Below are 18,792 nucleotides of genomic sequence, written 5' to 3'. Positions count from 1 at the left end.
GACACTCCTTACCAGGTGAGCAAGGCCGCAACGCGTTCAGCAATTAAACGGTACCCCTTCGTATTTGGATGAAACTTATCTGAATACAGATAATCATTCACTTTTAATTCAAATAAATCAAACGTTGGCACAAAAATAATTTTTGGATAGGCAGCACTGATTTCTGCACTGTCATAATTCCAGTGACGAATCACTTTTGACATTTCTTTTCCTTGATCAAATTCGATGAATGGATTATATAAACCAATGAAAAATACATTAGCAGTACTGTTCACTTTGCGGATCTGCCCAAAGATGTATTTTAAATTATTGAGGTACTTTTTCTCGATGGTTGCAAGACTTCCGGCTTGAAAGTCCATTAATCCTTGTCCCCCTCGGAATAAATCGTTGCCGCCTATTGTCAACAAGATGATGTCTGCTTTTTGAATTTGCCGCTGTACCTCTGTTTGCTGTACTTGTTTTCTTAGCCCGTCGGACTGCTGTCCATTTATTCCGAGGTTTGTAAGCTGTACAGGCCTCTTGGTTTTCCCCTTTATTTCATCTAACAAATCACCAACATAGCCTTTTCCCGTTTCATCCCCTGTCCCTCTTGTAAGCGAATCACCAAGCGCAATTATGGTTAAACCTTTTGAATTTTTAGCTTTTTTCGCAACCGTTGCAATCGGAACTTTTTCCGGTTTACCGGCATAATACTCCCCAACAGACCAGCCAAGACCGACCAGCCAGAGAAGGCAAAACAAGATCGAAATAAGGGTAAGCGAACGGATTATATTTTTATTCAAACCTATCATCCCTTCTGACAATTTCTACCTTCATTTAATCATAAATGGTTTGAGAATCAAACTTTTTGATTCTGTTAAAAGACTAAATCATTACAGCGAGTCAGTCCTTTTTAAACCCGTATCCGCGACCTCTTTTTCGAAGAATCGATGGTTGTGAGCAATCGAAAAATTTCTAAAAGCATGGTTGTCAAACCAAGCCAGACCCCACCAAATACATAGCCTGCAGCAATCTGACTTGGGTCTTGGAAATGAAAGTAAATCCGGCTAATCCCCATGAACAATAGTAATACAATCCAGAGAACAACAAGTATTGTATGGACCCTAAGGTATTTACTATGCCGCAGCATGATAAAAAAGAAAAAGCCATAAATTACAAAGGCCATCAAAGATTGCTCACTAGGGAAACTATAAGGAAACCGTTCAAGCAGGGACGGTTCGTCCGGGGACAACCGGTGGAAAACATTCCGAAGGATTTCTTCATATATTTCTCCGCCGGCAACGGCAATGAACAGAAAATAAAGTTCAATCAGCTTTTCTTTCCCTTTCCAAATAATCCAAAGAAGCGAATAAAAGATGATACTAATCAACATCGTTGCCGTTCCAAGCTTCAAAAAGAAATTCATTAATAGATCAAAGTGATTTTTAAATATAATTGAAATTAACATATTAATAACTGTATCTAAATCATTGATGTCGTTCTCAAGATAGTTTTGAATCAGGTTAATCATTAGAATAATGAAACCCAATGTTACCAGGGAAATCCCAGCAAGAAATAGTTCTGTCCTTTTCCTGGTATGAAAAATTTCAAGCGCCCGCTTTCCGATAAATGCCAGGATAAGGATCATTTCTTTCTGGAATTTTTTCACAAGATAGAAGATGACTAATAGAACTGCTAAAATAATGCTGCCAAGGATCAAATATTTTTTGACAATTTCATGAAATACTTTCCAATTCGGTCCTAGCATTTTTCCTAACAAGATAAAGGTAGAAACCCAAACGAGAGAACCAATCGCTGAAAAGGTTGAAAAAATGATAAAGGGAAGCCGGGTAATTCCCGAAAAGTAACCGGTAATATGTCTGACCCCCGGAATAAATAAGGCTACAATCAACAGCTTGTTTCCGTACTTTTTAAACCAATTTGAGGTTGAATTCAACCGCTCCGGTCCTAGGTGAATTTTTGAGCCGTATTTTTCAAAAAACGGCATTCCTAATTTCGCCCCAATCCAATAAGCAATCATCATCCCTACTAAACATCCAAGAGAGGCAGAAAGCACACTTCCAACCCAGTTCAGCTGGCCTTGATAGGCTAAAAATCCAGCGTATCCCATAAGAGCTTCAATTGGTATGGGCAGTGCCATAATCCCCAAAATTAATGAAAGAAAGAGAACCAAGTATCCGTAATCATTCATGAAACTGGTTAAATAATGCAATTGGCGCCCCTCCCCTCTTATGTTATAGTGGTATTTTATCCATACCTCTACATAATAGTAATCCTTTTCCGGATTTTAATAGAAAAAACCGACTTCCGTTTTAGGAAATCGGTTTGCTTTTTTGATTATACTAAGCTTCCTTTTGGTCCAAAGAATTCAAAATGGATATTTTCTTCGGCTACCCCAAGGTCCCTTAAGGAGCGGTAGACGGACCGCATAAATGGAACTGGTCCACAGAAATAGAATTCGGCATTCTTGTAAGTGACATTCTCTTCAATCCAATCACGCGTTACATAACCTTCCACATCAAAGCTATTATTTTGTCGGTCCTCTTCTGTTGGTGAATCATAGAAGAAGAAGGAATTCACTTGCTCAAGCGCTGTAAGTGCTTCAACTTCGTTTCTTAAAGCATGGACATTTCCGTTGGCAGCTGCATGAATAAAGGTAACCTTACGTTCTGGCAGCATTTCGACAACGGTTTTTAACATACTTAACATTGGCGTGATTCCCACACCGCCGCTTAATAACGCAATTGGTGTATTTTTCGTCGTGTCCAATACAAAGTCGCCTGCAGGAGCACTCACTTTAAGGACATCTCCCTCTTTGACTTCGTCATGAAGATAATTAGAAACCCTTCCATCTGGATTAGCAGTACCTGCTTCGCGTTTAACGCTGATGCGGTAATAGTCTTTTCCAGGTGCATCTGAAAGACTGTATTGACGAATATGGGTAAACTTTTCTCCTTCAATTTCAAGTTTAATGCTAATATATTGACCCGGGATGAAGTGGGCAATTTCTTTTTGATCCTCCGGTACTAAATAGAAAGAGGTAATGACATCACTTTCTTCTACTTTGCGGTCAACAATGAATTTACGGAAGCCATCCCAGCCGCCTTTTTGGTTAGTAGCTTCATCATACATTGCAGCTTCAACACTGATAAAAGCATCTGCGATGATACCATATGCTTTTGCCCATGCATCAATAATTTCGTCTGTCGCTGCATCGCCTAATACATCTTTAATCGCTAACAATAAATGTTTTCCTACAATCGGATAATGCTCTGGTTTGATACCAAGGCTGCGGTGCTTATGTGCGATTTGTTGTACAACCGGTAAAATCGCTTCAAGGTTATCTATATACATCGCTGCAGCATAGACTGCACCGGCAAGGGCTCTTTGCTGTCTGCCTTGTTTTTGGTTTGCATGATTGAAAATATTTAAGAGTTCAGGATGATTTCCAAACATTAATTGGTAAAAACGAGTCGTAATTTGCTCTCCATGTTTTTCTAAAACGGGTACAGTGGATTTCACAAGGTCAATTGTTTTTTGGTCTAACATTTTCAAACACTCCTCACGTTTTTTACGGTTATCTCTAATCCCACTGTGATTATATGAAATTTTTCATATGAATAAAGTGATTTAAATCACACATAAAAAGCTGAATCGTAATTTAAAAATTCAAACAGTACTCTTTTGTTCCCAAAATTGGTATTTTTATGTAGAATTTAAGGAAGAAGGCCTTGTGCATTTACCAAATAATAGTGGAAACGGAATAAAAAACATGAATAAAAAATTTTTCATTTTTTTAGTATTTATTTTTGTCACTGGTGTCATTTATTTAGCAATTTTACAATTTAAGATAACTCAATCCAGTCATACTTTCGTTCCTAAGAATGCAGATTATGTGATTGTTCTAGGGGCAAGAGTGAAAGGAACTGTTCCTTCCCTCGCGTTAAAATATCGAATTGCGGCTGCAGCCAACTATTTAATAAAAAACAAAGACACGATCGTAATTGCCTCTGGTGGATTAGGTCCAGGGGAAAAAATATCTGAAGCCAAAGCGATAAAAATAGGATTAATGCAAAGGGGAATTGAGGAAACACGAATAATTTTAGAAAATCATTCGACAACCACATATGAAAATATTCAGTTTTCGAAAAGGCTAATTCCTTCGAGTGCCAATACCGGCATTCTGGTAACCAATACTTTCCATGTTTACCGTTCACTTGGTATGGCCCGTGATCAGAAGCTAAATGTTTATGGGCTAGCAGCCAAAACACCTGCATCTGCTGTTTTGAAATCTTATACGAGAGAGTATTTAGCGATTACGAAATATTATTTGGAGAAGTATATTTTTTGATGGAAAAGAGCACCTGCTGTTTGCAGATGCTTCTTGTTCCTTATCTTATTTTTGCAAATACGCAAGTGTCTCTAAGTTCTTTCCCATCACCGGATAAGGCGTCATTTTTTAAAATACCTTCTAAAGTAAAACCTAATTTTTCAGGGATGGCGCGGCTTTTTGTATTTTTGGTGTCACAGCGGATTTCTATCCGTTTCGCCTTTAGCTTAGTAAATGCAAATTCGGTAATTCCTTGCACTGCTTCGATTATATACCCCCTTCGACTGTAACGGGTATCAATCCAATAACCAATTTCAAATTTGGGTACGGTCCAATTGATTCTATGTAATCCAGATGACCCGATAAATTCACCTGTTTCTTTATCGAAAAGATGAAGCCTTAAATCCTCGCGGGTTAAGAATTTGGCATGTGCATCACGGATATTGATTTCAACATCTTCTTCGGTTTGATTTTTGTGTGCCCACGGCATCCATGGCTTTAGTTCATTAATTGATGCCTGTGTTGCTACGTAAACGAGTTTTCCATCTCCGGGGAGCGGCATTCTGATATGTAATCTTTCTGTGTATATTTGTTCTGGAAAATCTAGTAGGATTGGTTTCATTTTTGATGTCCCCTTTCAATGGTAATTAATTCGGTGGATGGAGGGGAAAATCCTTTTAATTACTTTGGTTTATAATATACTCTTCCCTTGTTTTTCCCGGAATAAGGTAAACTCATTGACTTTAGAATTTTATTTGCAATTTTTATGGAATCGATATGTAAAAAGTTTCGAAGTTCTGAGTTCGTGATGGAAGGTTTAATGAGAAGAAAATAGTCTTGGACAGCTTGGATATGGGCATCTTTTGACCGAGTTCCACATTTTGGACAGCACCAGGTTCCGTAGCGATATTCCATACCGATAAAATTACTGTCTGTAATGAGACAATGTACACCAGTTTGGATATCTTCTATAGAAAGATCAAAGTATGCAAGAATATCGGGATCCTCTGGTATATGATTAGCTAGTAATAGGCGTGTATTTCCCAGTTATCCTTTTATATTTTCCACTTTCCTGAGTTATTTACCACCTGCGAGAATATATTTTCCACATCGGCTTTTTTATTTGCCACGCCACGCCACGGTAATTCCCCCTTCAAAAAAAAAAGACCCTCCCAAAAATAATGGAAGAGTCATAAAAATTAATAAGCTTTTGCCCAATACACCATCTTTTCTGCTTTACCGCCGCAACATACGCATGTATCGGATAATTGCTCTTGTTCGAAAGGCATACATCTGGATGTTGCACTTGTTTCTTCTTTAATTTTTTCCTCACAAGCTACATCACCACACCACATGGACTTAATAAATCCGCCTTTTGTTTCTAACGTCGTCTTGAATTCATCGAAATTCAACGCAACAGACGTCCTTTCTTCACGGTGGTTCAATGCTTTGTTATATAAATTCGTTTGAATATCATCAAGCAATTCAACAAGCTTGGTTTCTAATTGGTCCATTGGGACAACAACTTTTTCTAAAGTATCGCGTCTAACCAATACCACTTGCTTGTTTTCGATATCTTTTGGTCCAACTTCTAATCGTACTGGAATACCCTTCATTTCGTATTCATTAAATTTCCAGCCTGGCTTCTTGTCACTAGCATCAATTCCAACGCGGACAACTTTAGACAACGAATCCTTCAAATCATAGGCAAAATCAAGGACGCCTTCCTTATGCTGGGCAATTGGCACAATCATCACTTGAGTCGGTGCTGCTTTTGGCGGAATCACTAGACCGCGGTCATCACCGTGAACCATAATTAAAGCACCAATAATACGAGTCGTGAATCCCCATGAAGTTTGGTGAACATGCTGAAGCTTACCTTCTTGGTCGGTATATTGAATACCGAAAGCTTCCGCAAATCCTGTTCCTAAATGGTGGGAAGTACCTGATTGTAAGGCTTTACCGTCATGCATTAAGCTTTCAATCGTATAGGTAAATTTCGCACCTGCAAACTTTTCTTTTTCTGTCTTTTGACCTTTTACAACCGGAATCGCCAAAATATTTTCACAAATATCGGCATACACATTTAGCATTCTAGTTGTTTCTTCATGTGCATCCTCATCAGTCGCATGACAAGTGTGGCCTTCCTGCCATAAAAACTCTAATGTGCGCAAGAATGGGCGGGTAGTTTTTTCCCAACGTACAACGTTTGCCCATTGGTTATATAGCTTTGGCAGATCACGATAAGAATGGATAATATTTTTATAATGTTCGCAAAAAAGAACTTCTGAGGTTGGACGTACAACTAATCGCTCTGTTAATTCTTCAGAACCGCCATGTGTGACAACAGCTACTTCCGGAGCAAATCCTTCCACATGGTCCTTCTCCTTTTGTAGCAGGCTTTCAGGAATAAACAGCGGCATATACACATTTTCATGTCCTGTTTCTTTGATTTTTTGATCAAGCTCATTTTTAATATTATCCCATAACGCATATCCATAAGGACGAATAATCATCGACCCGCGTACGCTGGAATAATCAATTAAGTCTGCTTTTGTGACAACATCGGTATACCATTGGGCGAAATCCTCGTCCATCGCTGTTATGTCTTTTACAAATTCTTTTGCCATTTTGACACCTCATTAAATTTTTAAATATAAAAAGGCCTAGAATCCCCAAAAAAGGGACCAAGGCCTTGGCGGTACCACCCTAAATTCATAAAGCACATGCTTTATACACTCATCATGATAACGGAATTCATCCGCGTGTATCTTCAAAAAGGATCCGATACAGAACTCAGAGGCAGGTTCAAATGACCATCTTAAGAAACCTTCCACCATATGGTTTCCTCTCTAGATAAGACAACTTCATTTTACTAGTCCCCGTCAATGTTTCAATTAGTATTTTTGAAAAAATTATATATTTCTCGACACAAATTGTCAAATCCTATTTTGGAATATATTTCTGAAGGGATTTCCCAGCCTGATAAAATCGGTTAAAATGGCAATAAAAGGAGTGATTTTCTGTGAAACAGGAGCAAGATAATTTAGAAAAGGAAGAGGAAGAAAAAAAATTCCTGCTAGACTATATAAAAATGCAAAATGAGGCATTAAAGCGGATTTTTAAAAATACACTCGATAAAGAAAAAGATAAATAATCGGCTTCCAGACGTGTCTATGCGTCTTTTTTATTTTCCTTCAGTTTTCATTAAACGTTCAAAATATCCCTATAAAAAAGAAATTCCATTTCAATTATTCCCTTTATAATATTCTTATCTTGTTTATTTTTTCATCCCATCTCAATATGAGGAGAATTTACATATGAATATTTTATCTATAATCACCACTGCTGTTTTGTGGATCATGACCATATATTGTCTTTATCTGGTTCACCGTGAGAAAAAGAAAATTACCTGCATGTCCGGCATGATGATTGCAATGGCCGTGGCGATGATGGCCGGACTCCTATCCGGATATTTAATTGGCATTTATTCGGGTGATATGTTTCTTTCGAGTGGCGTTAGTATGATTATTGGTTTCTTTATTGGATTCCTGGCCGGGCAGCCGATAGGGTTGATGGCAATTCTTGATGGAGCTCTTGCTGGATTAATGAGCGGGCTAATGGGGGCAATGCTCGGAGTGATGCTACAGTTTGAAAATCCAATTATCATGCTTGCTATTTTGCTAGGATTATATATCATCATCATGGGTCTTGTTATTTTATTTGTATTGGTAGAAACAAACAAAAAATTTTCGCTCGATACCCAGGCCATTTCTCCTTTTGCGATTGTTTCTGCTGGTGTGGTTACAGTTTCATTATTTTTATTTATGTATGGGAGTGACTATGTAAAATTACTAGGTGATGATGCATATGCTCAAAACAGCGCCTCAATTACGCAAGAGGAAGTCGATGTATCCAATGAACAAACACCAAAGATTCAAATGAAGGTCACTGAACACGGCTACTCTCCAAACGTCATCACTGTGAAAAAAGGAGTTCCCGTCGAGCTCATCGTTGATAATCCGTTAGAAAATAGCTGCTTATCTACTTTCACAATGCCTGAGTTTAATATAAACAATGTCAATTTAAAAGTTGGAACAACCAATCTCTCTTTTACACCTACCAAAACGGGTGAATACACCTTTAGCTGTGGAATGGGGATGTTTAAAGGGACCGTAATTGTAAAATGATTTTGGGCTTGGTCATGAAACCAAGCCTTTTTTCATATTTATTCTAGTATATGTTGTTTTCCTTTGGAGGTGGTTTTGTGGTAAAAAATGAAAAGGAGATTTCCCCTGGCACACACAATAACAAAAATGATGTGAAAGTGAATAATCAGTTCAGCTTAACGATTAACTTTGGAGATTCATTGAATTTATTAGCATTAATTACTGGAATTTATGTGATTAGAAGAATTGGGAAAAGGAACAAAGTGAAGAAAAAAGAACAAAAAGCTGCCGGCTGAATGGCAGCTTTTTTACTAATCTTACATTACTTTGGAAGGGTCTTCGCTTCGTTTTTTCCCTTTTCTTTCGGCACTAAGTACTTTAATGGATAAATAGATTCCAGTTCCTGTCAGGGCCATCAATGCTAGTGCAACTAAGTCAATTAGCCATTTGATGTTTGTTGTTCCAATTCTCCCTTCATGAAGTCCACGAATTATTCCCATCATACCTTGAGATTCTCTTTTGAACATTCCGGGAGTAAAGTTGCCATCCCCACCGAAACCCCTCCTTCCTTGGAATTGGCCATTATTATTCAGCCCTGGTTGTCCAGAAGCCTGGCCTGTGCCTTGTGAATTTGACCCTTGATTATATTGTTGATTGAATTCTCCAGGCTGGAAATTTCCGCGAATCCCTTCGCCCTGAGTTTGTCCAATCAACCAAGGCTCGTTCATCAACAAACCAGTAAGTGATTCCATAAAAATAAAGATGGATGCAATCAAACCAATCCATAAATGTGCTCTTCTCATTTTTTTCATCGCAAAAATCTCCCTTCCCGTTTCAGTTGGATAAAAATATTATGAAGGGACTTCCTTAACTTTTTCTTAAGAAAAAAAAGAACCCCAATTCAACTTTTCTGGGTTCTAGGAAAATTAATTTCAATTGTGGTTCCTTTGCCAATGCCGATTTGTACTTTTGTCTTTCCATGGTGCTTTTCAATGATCCATTTTCCAATCGACAAGCCCAATCCAGTACCTTCCACAGATGTACGTGCTTTATCACTTTGGTAAAAACGGTCGAAGATTTTCGGAATGTCTGCCTCGGGGATCCCGATTCCATCGTCCTTTACCTGGAGGATAATGGAAGAATGGCTTTGCTGACAGGACAACTGAATCTCACCGCCTTCTTTCGTATATTTAATCGCATTATCCAATAAAATGACAATCAGCTGATGAATTCTTTCCTTATCGGCAAAAAACTGAACCGGTACCGGCGCATCCATTTGTATGCTCTTCCCTTGATAAGAAACGAATTCTTCATACTGCTGATAAATTTCCTTTAATAATTCGTCTAAGCGAAAACTTTGTTTTTTCATTTCAATTTGATTGGAATCGGACCTTGCCAACGTTAATAAATTGGCGACAAGCTTCGAAAGTCTCCTAGATTCCGTTGAAATCGTGGAAATGTCGAGAACCTTCTCTTGAATCGTTGCTTGAGGGGAACGAAACAGTAAATCTGTTTTTGCCTGGATCACCGCAAGCGGTGTTCTTAATTCGTGAGAGGCATCTGAGACGAATTCCTGCTGTTTTTGCCAGGCATTTTTGATGGGTACCAACGCCCTGCCAGCCAGGAAATACCCTGTGCCGACCGCACAAATAACCCCAATTCCACAGCCGATCAGCATAATTAACTGAAGGCGGTCCAATAATTCCTTCTCGGAATTGGTATTCCGAACAACTTGTACAGTTACTTTTCCTAAAACGGGCACATCGATTTTTGTTGCAATATAGCGATAGGAAAATTTCTCAACATTTACATCCTGCAAGGAATTCAATTTTTTCGGATGGATGCGTTTTTCATTATCTTGAAATAGCACTGACTCCCTGTTTTGGTCGGTTAAAAGTTGATTATTTTTATCCCATATTAACGTCAATATACGCGGGTCACGGTGCATAAATTTCTGACCGTCGTCACCATCCGGATCTTGTTTTTGCTGAGGTTGCTGAATTTGAAAATGATTCACAGTTTCCAGCAGGGAACGGTTCACGTCCTGATATAATTTTTGCTCTGTATAAAAATAAATAACGCTTCCAAGAATGCTGATTAAAACAATAAATACCAAAGAATTTAGCAGAGTAAGTCTTATATGTGTTTTCTGAAACATTCGCTGTCCCCTTTACTCCTCATTCAGCATATAGCCGACACCGCGGATGGTTTTGATATCTGAATGATAGCCGAATGGCTCCAGTTTTTTGCGGAGATGGTGCATAAACACTTCAACAATTGCAATCGTTGTGTCTGAATCAAAGCCCCACACCCGGTCATAAATTTGTTCTTTTGTTAAAATCGCCCCTTTATTCTGAATGAGGTATTCTAATAATTCATATTGCTTTGTTGTTAATTTAACTGGTTCCCTTTCAACCAGAATATCTCTTTCTTTTCCCAACAATTCAATACCGCGATATTTGATGGTTTGATCGGTAGTGAGACTGCCGCTTCGCCTTAATAAAGCACGAATTCGCGCTTTTAACTCAGCTGCCTGGAAGGGTTTTACTAAATAATCATCACCGCCGCTGTCCAACCCCTTTACGCGATCCTCTAACGAGTCCCTTGCAGTTAAAAAAAGAACCGGAGTCTTCAAACCTTCCTTGCGAATCAACTGGAGGACTTCGAATCCATCGATTTCGGGAATCATTACATCCAGAACAATGGCATCATGTATATTTTGCCTTGCTAAAAACAAGGCATCCTCTCCATTTGATGCCTGATCAACTTCAAATTCATCTGACAATAATTCAACAATGGACTCTAACAATGGCAGATTATCTTCAACAACTAATAAACGCATGGTTTGCGCTCCTTTTAAAAAAATAGTCTAGCTCCTATTATAAAGGAAACAAAGCGACCGCAATATACGATCGCTCTTTTTCCATCAATTATTCATAACGAAGAGCCTGTATAGGGCTTAATTTTGATGCCTTATTGGCTGGGAATACACCAAACACAACACCGACCAAAAGCGAGAATAAAAAGGACAAAACAATCACCGATGTCGAATAGGCAATCGTTAAGTTCATCAATGAAGCAATGATCTTTCCGAGTCCAATTCCAGCAAGAATGCCGATGATTCCCCCCATTGAACTTAAGACAACCGCTTCAATTAAAAATTGCAGTAGGACATCGCGGCGTTTGGCACCGATTGCTTTCCGGATACCGATTTCCTTTGTCCGTTCTGAAACAGAAACGAGCATGATATTCATGATTCCAATACCGCCTACCAACAAGGAAATGCTTGCAATTCCACCAAGCATCATTGTCATCGTATTAGAGACTGAGCTTAATGTGTCCATGACATCTTGCTGATTGGTAACACTGTAAGAATCACTTTTATTCGGGTACAAGCTTGCCATCTTTCGCTCCACTTCATTCATGACAAAATCCATCTGGTCTTGGCTTTTACCTTGTAAATATACTTGGTTTATACTTGTACTTTTCACTAAGCGCTGACCGGTACTTAACGGAACAATAATGACATTATCTCCACTTTGACCTAAGGAACTTCCTTTTGATGCTAAAACTCCTACCACTTTAAAAGAAGTACCGTCCACTTGGATATATTGGCCGATTGGGTTGTCTACCCCAAAAAAGGTTGAAGCTGTTTCTGAACCTAAGACAGCAATTTTCTGTCGATATTCAATATCTAAATCATTGATGAAGCGGCCTTGAGTCACCTTTGCATCCCGAACAGAGGAATAAGTAGCATTAGTGGCAGTTAAGCTAACTTGTGAATTAATCCGGTCCTTTTTCACATTAACACGTCCCGAAACAACCGGGGAAGTGGCTTTAACTCCATTTAATTTGGTTAATTGATCAATTTTATCCTCTGTTAACGATAAATCTGTTCCAAATGTATTGATGGTCAACAAATTGGTCCCCAGCTGATTGATACTGCTTGTTACATTTTTCGCAGAACCCTGTGCAATCGAGACCAATATGATCACGGATGAAACACCGATGATAATCCCCAGCATCGTTAGAAGAGAACGGAGTTTATTGCTTTTTATGCTGCGAAGCGCCATTTTAATAGATTGGTAAATGCTCAAAGGGGCTCACCTCCATTCTCAAAAAGCTGCCCATCCTGGATGCTGACCATTCTTTTTGCCTGTTTGGCGACTGCCAGGTCGTGAGTAATTAATATTATCGTGTGACCAACTTCATTTAATTCCTTCATCACTGCAATAATTTCTTTACTTGTTTTACTATCCAATGCTCCTGTCGGCTCATCTGCCAGAAGGATGGAGGGAGCTCCTGCAAGGGCCCGGGCAATCGCCACCCTTTGCTGCTGGCCGCCTGATAGCTGTGATGGTAAATGTCCTGACCTATCCAGCAAACCTACCTTCTTAAGACTATCCAATGCTTTATCCTTGCGCTCTTTTGCTGATACTCCGCGATAAAGCAGAGGCAATTCAACATTTTCAATTGCCGTTAATTTCGTTAAGAGGTTAAAATTTTGAAAAATAAATCCTATTTTTTCATTACGGATGATAGCCAGCTGGTTATCATTCATTTTGCCAATGTCTTTTCCATCCAGTAGATAGGTTCCAGATTCAGGTCTGTCGAGACAGCCAACCATATTCATTAACGTCGATTTTCCTGATCCAGACGGACCAATGATGGCTAAAAATTCTCCCTTATTAATTTCAAGGGAAACATCATTCAGGGCATGAACAGTTTCTCCGCCAAGCTTATAAGTTTTCATGAGATGACTGATTTGGATAATCGTTTTTTGCATTAATTACCAGTCCTTCCGCTAAATCCTTGTCCTCCGCCATTTCGGTTAAAACCGCCTCCGTTTCCAAAACTGCCTATACCGCCTCCAAAGTTGCCTTGCATCATACGGCGATTCATTCCGGTAGTGGAAGAAGAATTTTGCACAAGCTGCGGTAATTTAACAATTTCTCCCGCTGTTATACCTTGGGTAATTTCCACATAATCTTCATTGGCTAATCCCGTTTTTACTACTTTTTGCTGAGAAACAGCTGTATCAGTGTTTCCATTCTGTACTAATACATATTTTTGATTATTCATTGTATGGACAGCATCAATTGGAACATAAATGGCATCTTTCTTGCTTGCAGTAAGAATGCTTGCTTCCGTACTCATACCTACTTTTAAATTACTTGGCTTCCTAATATGAATGGTTACATCAAACGTTGAAACACCATTTGTCGAAGTTCCTTCATCCGCAATGGCGGTTACTTTTCCAGTGTAGGTTTGATCCGGATATGCATTAACTTTGATGCTGACTTCTTGACCTTTCTTCACTTTCGGAATATCAAGTTCGTCAATTTGCACAACGGTTTGTAAATTTTTATAGTTTGTTAGATGAGCGACAACTTGTCCGTCCGTCACCCGCTGCCCTGCCTGGACGGAAAGGGATGTGATTTCACCGGATGCTGGTGATGTAATGGGATCACTTCCGTCTGTGAAAGTAATCAATTCTTCCCCTTTTTTGACCGATTCACCAGTTGATACCAACACTTCATCGATTTCATTGTTGTTAATTGGAGAGTTAATATCCTCAGATGTTACCGGCTGGACTGTACCTGATCCGCTAATTTTCACTTCCATTTTACCTTTTTGAACAACAGCTGTCCGAACTTGAGTTGTTACTTCCTGCGCACTTGTTCTTGAGTTATACCACTGAAATCCTACGAAACCTACTACTAGAATACAAAGAACGATAATAATTCCTTTTTTCATACATACTTACTCCTTTTCTTATTGTCCAATAGGACACTGATAGTTTGGAATAAGCCTATTATTCAAATTAATTCTTAACTTTTCCTTAAAAAAAACCCACATAAGGGCAGAAGTAATTAAAAATATGTACTTATCTATCTAAAAAAAATACTGCCACTCAAAAATGGCAGTATACCTTAGGTAGAATTTTTACCAATTAGAATCAGTTTCTAGCCGCTTCATAAACTCTTCTGCAGCATTGTATCCTTGCTGCTTCAAAAGCCAGTTATTTGCCGCAGCTTCAATTAAACCCGCCACATCACGGCCAGGTTGGAGTTGTATCTCAATATGAGGAATTGGAACGCCCATATATTCAGTAAATTCAGGTTCGTAATCCAATTCATTATTAAGAGAATTTTTCTGCCATTTTGTCAGTTCAATATCAAGGGCTATCCTCGTTTCCTCTTGAAAAGCTTTAATTCCGTATACACGGACCACATTTAACAGCCCGACACTACGTAAGGCGAGAAATTCCTTTGTTTTCCCATCATGCGTACCGAGAATCGTTCGTGGGCTGAGTTTTTTCAACACAACTAGATCGTCAGCGACCAGCTTGTGGCCTCTGCCAATCAATGTGTGAGCAATTTCACTTTTGCCGACACCAGATTTCCCCCGAAGTAAAATACCCATTCCAAACACATTGATACAGACACCGTGTACGGCGATTTCCGGGGCCAATTCTTTCACCATATAAGCGTCAAGTTCAGTAATAAATTCAGAAGTCGTTCGAGGTGTGCTTGTACATAATAACGGGATACCCTCTTCTATACAAGACTTTCTTAAATAGGTCAGCCCTTCATCCCCAGCAGTAACAATAAAGCAAGGAGGATGATATTTAACGATATTTCCAATGCGCATCTGACGTTCCTCAATGCTTAACTTATGCAAATAATTTACTTCTTTTCTTCCCAGTATTTGAACACGTTCAGTCGGAAAAAAATCAAAATGTCCAACGAATTCCAAACCCGGACGATGACACCGTGATTGTTTGATTTTTTGTTGTAATTGGTTTTCACCAGTTAATACCTTCAATGAAAATTTTTGAACTAAATTTTCTACCGTTAATATTTTCACATCTATATAGCACTCTCCATCTCTTTAACCCTCTTATTCTAGATTTTACTTATAAAAAGGAGGATTACAAGGTCCCTTTTTGTATATTTCAAAAAATTGTACACTAAACAATGAAAAAGCACCAGCCTATTGCGGCTGATGCTTCCATTTTTTAAAATTTAAACTACTTGCTTTTTATTCTTTCCAGCCTTTTCATAGCCATTGGCCCAGAAATCTGCATTCTTAATTCCTAGTTTAGTAGAATTAAATTCCGGATCCTTCCCTTGCTTCAGCTGCTCTTCATAATCCTTTAATGCAAGCAAAGCCGGCTTAAATAGGATAAAAATGGCAATTAGGTTTAACCATACCATAATACCAAGTCCAATATCCCCCATAGCCCAAGCTGTAGATGCAGTTTTTACTTCTCCATAGAAAGTAGAACCCAATAGAACTAGTTTTAATAATATCATAGCTAATTTTCTGTTTTTGCCTTTTACGAGATAAGCAAGATTTGTTTCTGCAATATAGTAGTAAGCAAAAATCGTTGTAAAGGCAAAGAAGAATAGTGCAATGGAAATAAATCCTGAACCGAAACCTGGTAAAATCGTATCAACCGCTGCTTGAGTATATCCGGGACCTGGTTCGACGCCTTTTAGATGTTGAACTAAGAATTTTCCAGCTCCGTCTACAGTGTTGTAAGAATTTGTAAACAAAATCATGAAAGCTGTTGAAGTAACGACTAAGAATACATCTAGATAGATCGAAAATGCTTGTACAAGACCTTGTTTTGCAGGGTGAGATACCTCTGCTGCAGCTGCTGGATGTGCCCCAGTACCTTGACCGGCTTCGTTCGCATATAGTCCGCGTTTTACACCCCACATGATCGTAGAACCAAGAATACCGCCGAACACTTCTTCCGTTCCAAAGGCACTCTTAAAAATAAGTGTAAATACTTCCGGAATTTTATCAAAATTCACCACAATAATGGCAATTGCAATTAGTAAATATCCAATAGCCATAAACGGAACAACCAATTCTGCTACTCTTGCAATTCGCTTGACTCCACCAAAAATAATAAGACCCATAAGTGCAATAACCACAATCCCAGTAACGGCATTGTTAATACCAAAAGCATTCTTAACGCCTTCTGCGATTGAATTCGCCTGAATACCTGGCATTAATACTGCCATAGCGAGCAGTGTTGCAACTGCAAAAATTACAGCAAACCATTTAATTCCAAGTCCCTTTTCAATATAGAACGCAGGTCCCCCTCGATACTCTCCTTCTTGCTTTTCTTTATAGATTTGAGCAAGTGTGGACTCTACAAAGGCTGATGCTGCACCGATAAATGTGATTACCCACATCCAAAAAACGGAACCCGGTCCACCAAATGCAATTCCTGTTGCCGTTCCAGCGATATTCCCTACACCGATACGACCAGATAATGACATGGCTAATGCCTGAAAAGAAGAAACGCCCTCATTTGAGCTTTTGCCTGATAATAATAAACGAATCATTTCTTTAACATGGCGAATCTGCAGAAATCTTGTTCGGAAACTAAAGTACAAGCCTACCACTACAATAAAGATAACTAACACAGGGCTCCACAAAAACCCATTAATACTTGTTACCAATTTTTCTACCATAAAAATCCCCCTTTTTATCTGTATCTGAATTTTCGCAATTCTCTATGTTGTTATTAAAAGTATAAATGACTGCAGTTAATATTTCAATAAAATATCTGTGCATCCTTTTTGAAAAGTATGACTTTACTGATATATCTTTTATGTCAAAATTTTCGGATAAATATGCCTCTTATTTCACTTTTTAATCTAAACAATTTGTTTCTAAGTATATCTATTGAATTTTCAAAATATTTTTAATTATTATTCAGAATAGCTTTGAATAAAAATATGAAACCTATCAACTATTTTTTCGTATTATTTAACAGAGAAATTTCCAGTATTACATATATCGTTTTATAATAATTAAATGACAGTGGATAGGAGTGAAGTTTGTGGGTGTTTCGCTTAGTAAAGGTCAAAAAGTAGATTTAACCAAGTCTCACCCGAGTCTTGAAAATGTTGTTGTAGGATTAGGCTGGAATATTAGTAATATGGGTTCCAATTTTGACCTTGATGCTTCTGCCTTCCTGATCGGGCAAAACGGAATGGTCCAAAATGATTTGGATTTTGTTTTTTATAACAACCCTTCCGGAGGAAACGGATCCATATTATATAGTGGTGATAACCGAGTTGGTTCCGGGGTTAAGGATGATGAGCAAATTAAGATCAATTTAAAAAACGTCCCCGGTCATATTCACCGGATTGCTTTTACGATTACGATTCATGATGCTCAAGTAAAACAGCAAAATTTTGGACAAATTTCCGATTCCTATGTGCGAATTTTTAATGAACTAACCAATGAAGAATTGTTACGCTTTAATCTTGGTCGCGATTTCACAGTGGAAACGGCGATTGTGGCGGCCGAATTATATCGACACAATGGCGAGTGGAAGTTCAATGCAATCGCCAGCGGCTTTCAAGGCGGCTTGGCAGCGCTTTGTAAAAATTTCGGGGTAACCGTTGATGATGCTCCGGCACCGGCCTCAGTATCGCCTGCCAATCAACACTCGAATTTCCAACAAAATACGCCTAGTCAACATTCGTACCAACAAAATCAATCATATCAACATAGCCAGCCATCTGTTACACCTTATCAGCAGCCTGCTTATGGATACCCGGCGTCGCAAACCTATCCTCAGGCTCCAAATAATAATTCAACTTATAGCGGTGAGGATATTATTTGCCCTCGCTGTCATTCATCCAATGTCCGTACAGGACAAAAGGGTTTTGGGCTCGGAAAAGCTGCAATTGGAGGGCTCATTCTTGGGCCAATCGGATTATTAGGCGGCTTTATTGGGAAAAATCAGTTGAAATTTACTTGTAATAGCTGTGGAAATTCCTGGTCCCCTTCTCAGACGGACTATGTAGAATGGGCAAATACGCAAAAAAGAAGGGCTCAGGAGTTATTCAACCGTTACAAAAGTCAAGATGTTTTAGAGGCAGTTGTTGCTGCGTGTGCATTAGTTTCGATGGCAGATGGTCATCTTGATGCATCAGAACGACAAAAAATGCTTGAGTTTGTTCACCAAAGTGAGGAACTACGTGTTTTTGACTCACAAAAAGTCATTCAGAAATTTAATTTATTTGTATCCAAGATTGAACAAGATCATATGATGGGGCGTGCAGAGGCATTTCGTGCATTAGGTAAGGTAAGAACTAAACCGGAAATTGCAAGATTGATTGCACGTTATTGTATCGCCATTGGCTATGCAGATGGAAATTTTGATCAGTTTGAAAAGCAAATGGTATCGGATATTTGCCGTGAGCTTGGATTAAATCCTGGAGAATTTCTTTCCTAACAGCTTAAAAGCCGCAATCC

Annotated in this window: 18 protein-coding genes and 1 other annotated feature; of the genes, 5 read left to right on the top strand and 13 right to left on the bottom strand. The window is 38.7% G+C overall.

All coding sequences use genetic code 11. The annotated features are described in order from the left end of the window. Nucleotides 1–8 precede the first annotated feature (8 nt). The 3 genes from M028_RS0118545 to hmpA form a co-directional block, all read right to left on the bottom strand. Nucleotides 9–782, bottom strand: a complete 774-nt coding sequence (locus M028_RS0118545; RefSeq protein WP_026575201.1) for an SGNH/GDSL hydrolase family protein — start codon at nt 780–782, stop codon at nt 9–11. Nucleotides 783–892: 110 nt separating this feature from the next. Beyond that, on the bottom strand, nt 893–2,212 hold the full coding sequence (locus tag M028_RS0118540) for a VTT domain-containing protein (protein ID WP_026575200.1): 1,320 nt from the start codon (nt 2,210–2,212) through the stop codon (nt 893–895). Between the two features lie 125 nt (nt 2,213–2,337). Next, nucleotides 2,338–3,549, bottom strand: coding sequence for an NO-inducible flavohemoprotein (gene hmpA, locus M028_RS0118535; protein WP_026575199.1), 1,212 nt, complete (start codon nt 3,547–3,549; stop codon nt 2,338–2,340). A 223-nt stretch (nt 3,550–3,772) separates the two neighbouring features. Between hmpA and M028_RS0118530 the strand changes: the two genes are divergently transcribed. Further along, a complete protein-coding gene (locus tag M028_RS0118530) occupies nt 3,773–4,351 on the top strand; it encodes a YdcF family protein (protein WP_026575198.1) in 579 nt (192 codons plus the stop codon). 40 nt (nt 4,352–4,391) lie between these two features. On the opposite strand, the gene M028_RS0118525 is transcribed toward M028_RS0118530, so the two are convergent. Then, a complete protein-coding gene (locus M028_RS0118525; RefSeq protein WP_026575197.1) occupies nt 4,392–4,952 on the bottom strand; it encodes a GNAT family N-acetyltransferase in 561 nt (186 codons plus the stop codon). 577 nt (nt 4,953–5,529) lie between these two features. After that, a complete protein-coding gene (gene proS / locus M028_RS0118515; RefSeq protein ID WP_026575196.1) occupies nt 5,530–6,960 on the bottom strand; it encodes a proline--tRNA ligase in 1,431 nt (476 codons plus the stop codon). A gap of 49 nt (nt 6,961–7,009) precedes the next feature. Further along, nucleotides 7,010–7,228 (bottom strand) — a binding site (T-box leader). Between the two features lie 127 nt (nt 7,229–7,355). Between proS and M028_RS33880 the strand changes: the two genes are divergently transcribed. From M028_RS33880 to M028_RS0118500, 3 genes are all read left to right on the top strand, one after another. Beyond that, on the top strand, nt 7,356–7,487 hold the full coding sequence (locus tag M028_RS33880; protein ID WP_269320943.1) for a hypothetical protein: 132 nt from the start codon (nt 7,356–7,358) through the stop codon (nt 7,485–7,487). Nucleotides 7,488–7,650: 163 nt separating this feature from the next. After that, the gene (locus M028_RS0118505; RefSeq protein WP_026575195.1) at nt 7,651–8,520 is read left to right on the top strand and encodes a cupredoxin domain-containing protein; all 870 of its coding nucleotides are present in this window, start codon (nt 7,651–7,653) and stop codon (nt 8,518–8,520) included. 77 nt (nt 8,521–8,597) lie between these two features. Further along, nucleotides 8,598–8,795 carry a hypothetical protein gene (locus M028_RS0118500; RefSeq protein ID WP_026575194.1) on the top strand — a complete coding sequence of 66 codons (198 nt, stop codon included), beginning with the start codon at nt 8,598–8,600 and terminating at the stop codon, nt 8,793–8,795. A gap of 21 nt (nt 8,796–8,816) precedes the next feature. On the opposite strand, the gene M028_RS0118495 is transcribed toward M028_RS0118500, so the two are convergent. The 8 genes from M028_RS0118495 to M028_RS0118460 form a co-directional block, all read right to left on the bottom strand. Beyond that, a complete protein-coding gene (locus M028_RS0118495) occupies nt 8,817–9,311 on the bottom strand; it encodes a PepSY-associated TM helix domain-containing protein (protein WP_026575193.1) in 495 nt (164 codons plus the stop codon). An 89-nt stretch (nt 9,312–9,400) separates the two neighbouring features. After that, nucleotides 9,401–10,657: a sensor histidine kinase gene (locus M028_RS0118490; protein WP_026575192.1), complete on the bottom strand. Its 1,257-nt coding sequence runs from the start codon at nt 10,655–10,657 to the stop codon at nt 9,401–9,403. Nucleotides 10,658–10,669: 12 nt separating this feature from the next. Next, nucleotides 10,670–11,341 carry a response regulator transcription factor gene (locus tag M028_RS0118485; RefSeq protein ID WP_026575191.1) on the bottom strand — a complete coding sequence of 224 codons (672 nt, stop codon included), beginning with the start codon at nt 11,339–11,341 and terminating at the stop codon, nt 10,670–10,672. An 88-nt stretch (nt 11,342–11,429) separates the two neighbouring features. Further along, nucleotides 11,430–12,596, bottom strand: a complete 1,167-nt coding sequence (locus M028_RS0118480; RefSeq protein ID WP_026575190.1) for an ABC transporter permease — start codon at nt 12,594–12,596, stop codon at nt 11,430–11,432. Beyond that, complete coding sequence (locus M028_RS0118475) at nt 12,593–13,285, bottom strand: ABC transporter ATP-binding protein (protein WP_026575189.1); 693 nt, start codon at nt 13,283–13,285, stop codon at nt 12,593–12,595. The genes M028_RS0118480 and M028_RS0118475 overlap by 4 nt, the downstream gene beginning before the upstream one ends. Next, a complete protein-coding gene (locus M028_RS0118470) occupies nt 13,285–14,256 on the bottom strand; it encodes an efflux RND transporter periplasmic adaptor subunit (RefSeq protein ID WP_026575188.1) in 972 nt (323 codons plus the stop codon). Before M028_RS0118470 ends, M028_RS0118475 begins: the two co-directional genes overlap by 1 nt. A 189-nt stretch (nt 14,257–14,445) precedes the next feature. Then, the gene (gene hprK, locus M028_RS0118465) at nt 14,446–15,369 is read right to left on the bottom strand and encodes an HPr(Ser) kinase/phosphatase (protein WP_026575187.1); all 924 of its coding nucleotides are present in this window, start codon (nt 15,367–15,369) and stop codon (nt 14,446–14,448) included. Between the two features lie 158 nt (nt 15,370–15,527). Then, nucleotides 15,528–16,994: an alanine/glycine:cation symporter family protein gene (locus tag M028_RS0118460; protein WP_026575186.1), complete on the bottom strand. Its 1,467-nt coding sequence runs from the start codon at nt 16,992–16,994 to the stop codon at nt 15,528–15,530. Between the two features lie 371 nt (nt 16,995–17,365). Between M028_RS0118460 and M028_RS0118455 the strand changes: the two genes are divergently transcribed. After that, nucleotides 17,366–18,772: a TerD family protein gene (locus M028_RS0118455; RefSeq protein ID WP_026575185.1), complete on the top strand. Its 1,407-nt coding sequence runs from the start codon at nt 17,366–17,368 to the stop codon at nt 18,770–18,772. Nucleotides 18,773–18,792 lie beyond the last annotated feature (20 nt).

The sequence above is a fragment of the Bacillus sp. UNC438CL73TsuS30 genome (assembly GCF_000482325.1).
Taxonomy (GTDB): domain Bacteria; phylum Bacillota; class Bacilli; order Bacillales; family Cytobacillaceae; genus Neobacillus.
The sequence above is the reverse complement of the archived record's forward strand: the minus strand, read 5'-3'. Positions and strand labels throughout refer to the sequence as shown.

Coding starts and splice junctions, on each gene's coding strand:
- M028_RS0118490 (WP_026575192.1), bottom strand. CDS start 10,657: ATGTTTCAGAAAACACATATAAGACTTACTCTGCTAAATTCTTTGGTA.
- M028_RS0118470 (WP_026575188.1), bottom strand. CDS start 14,256: ATGAAAAAAGGAATTATTATCGTTCTTTGTATTCTAGTAGTAGGTTTC.
- M028_RS0118495 (WP_026575193.1), bottom strand. CDS start 9,311: ATGAAAAAAATGAGAAGAGCACATTTATGGATTGGTTTGATTGCATCC.
- M028_RS0118460 (WP_026575186.1), bottom strand. CDS start 16,994: ATGGTAGAAAAATTGGTAACAAGTATTAATGGGTTTTTGTGGAGCCCT.
- M028_RS0118475 (WP_026575189.1), bottom strand. CDS start 13,285: ATGCAAAAAACGATTATCCAAATCAGTCATCTCATGAAAACTTATAAG.
- proS (WP_026575196.1), bottom strand. CDS start 6,960: ATGGCAAAAGAATTTGTAAAAGACATAACAGCGATGGACGAGGATTTC.
- M028_RS0118530 (WP_026575198.1), top strand. CDS start 3,773: ATGAATAAAAAATTTTTCATTTTTTTAGTATTTATTTTTGTCACTGGT.
- M028_RS0118505 (WP_026575195.1), top strand. CDS start 7,651: ATGAATATTTTATCTATAATCACCACTGCTGTTTTGTGGATCATGACC.
- M028_RS0118525 (WP_026575197.1), bottom strand. CDS start 4,952: ATGAAACCAATCCTACTAGATTTTCCAGAACAAATATACACAGAAAGA.
- hmpA (WP_026575199.1), bottom strand. CDS start 3,549: ATGTTAGACCAAAAAACAATTGACCTTGTGAAATCCACTGTACCCGTT.
- M028_RS0118485 (WP_026575191.1), bottom strand. CDS start 11,341: ATGCGTTTATTAGTTGTTGAAGATAATCTGCCATTGTTAGAGTCCATT.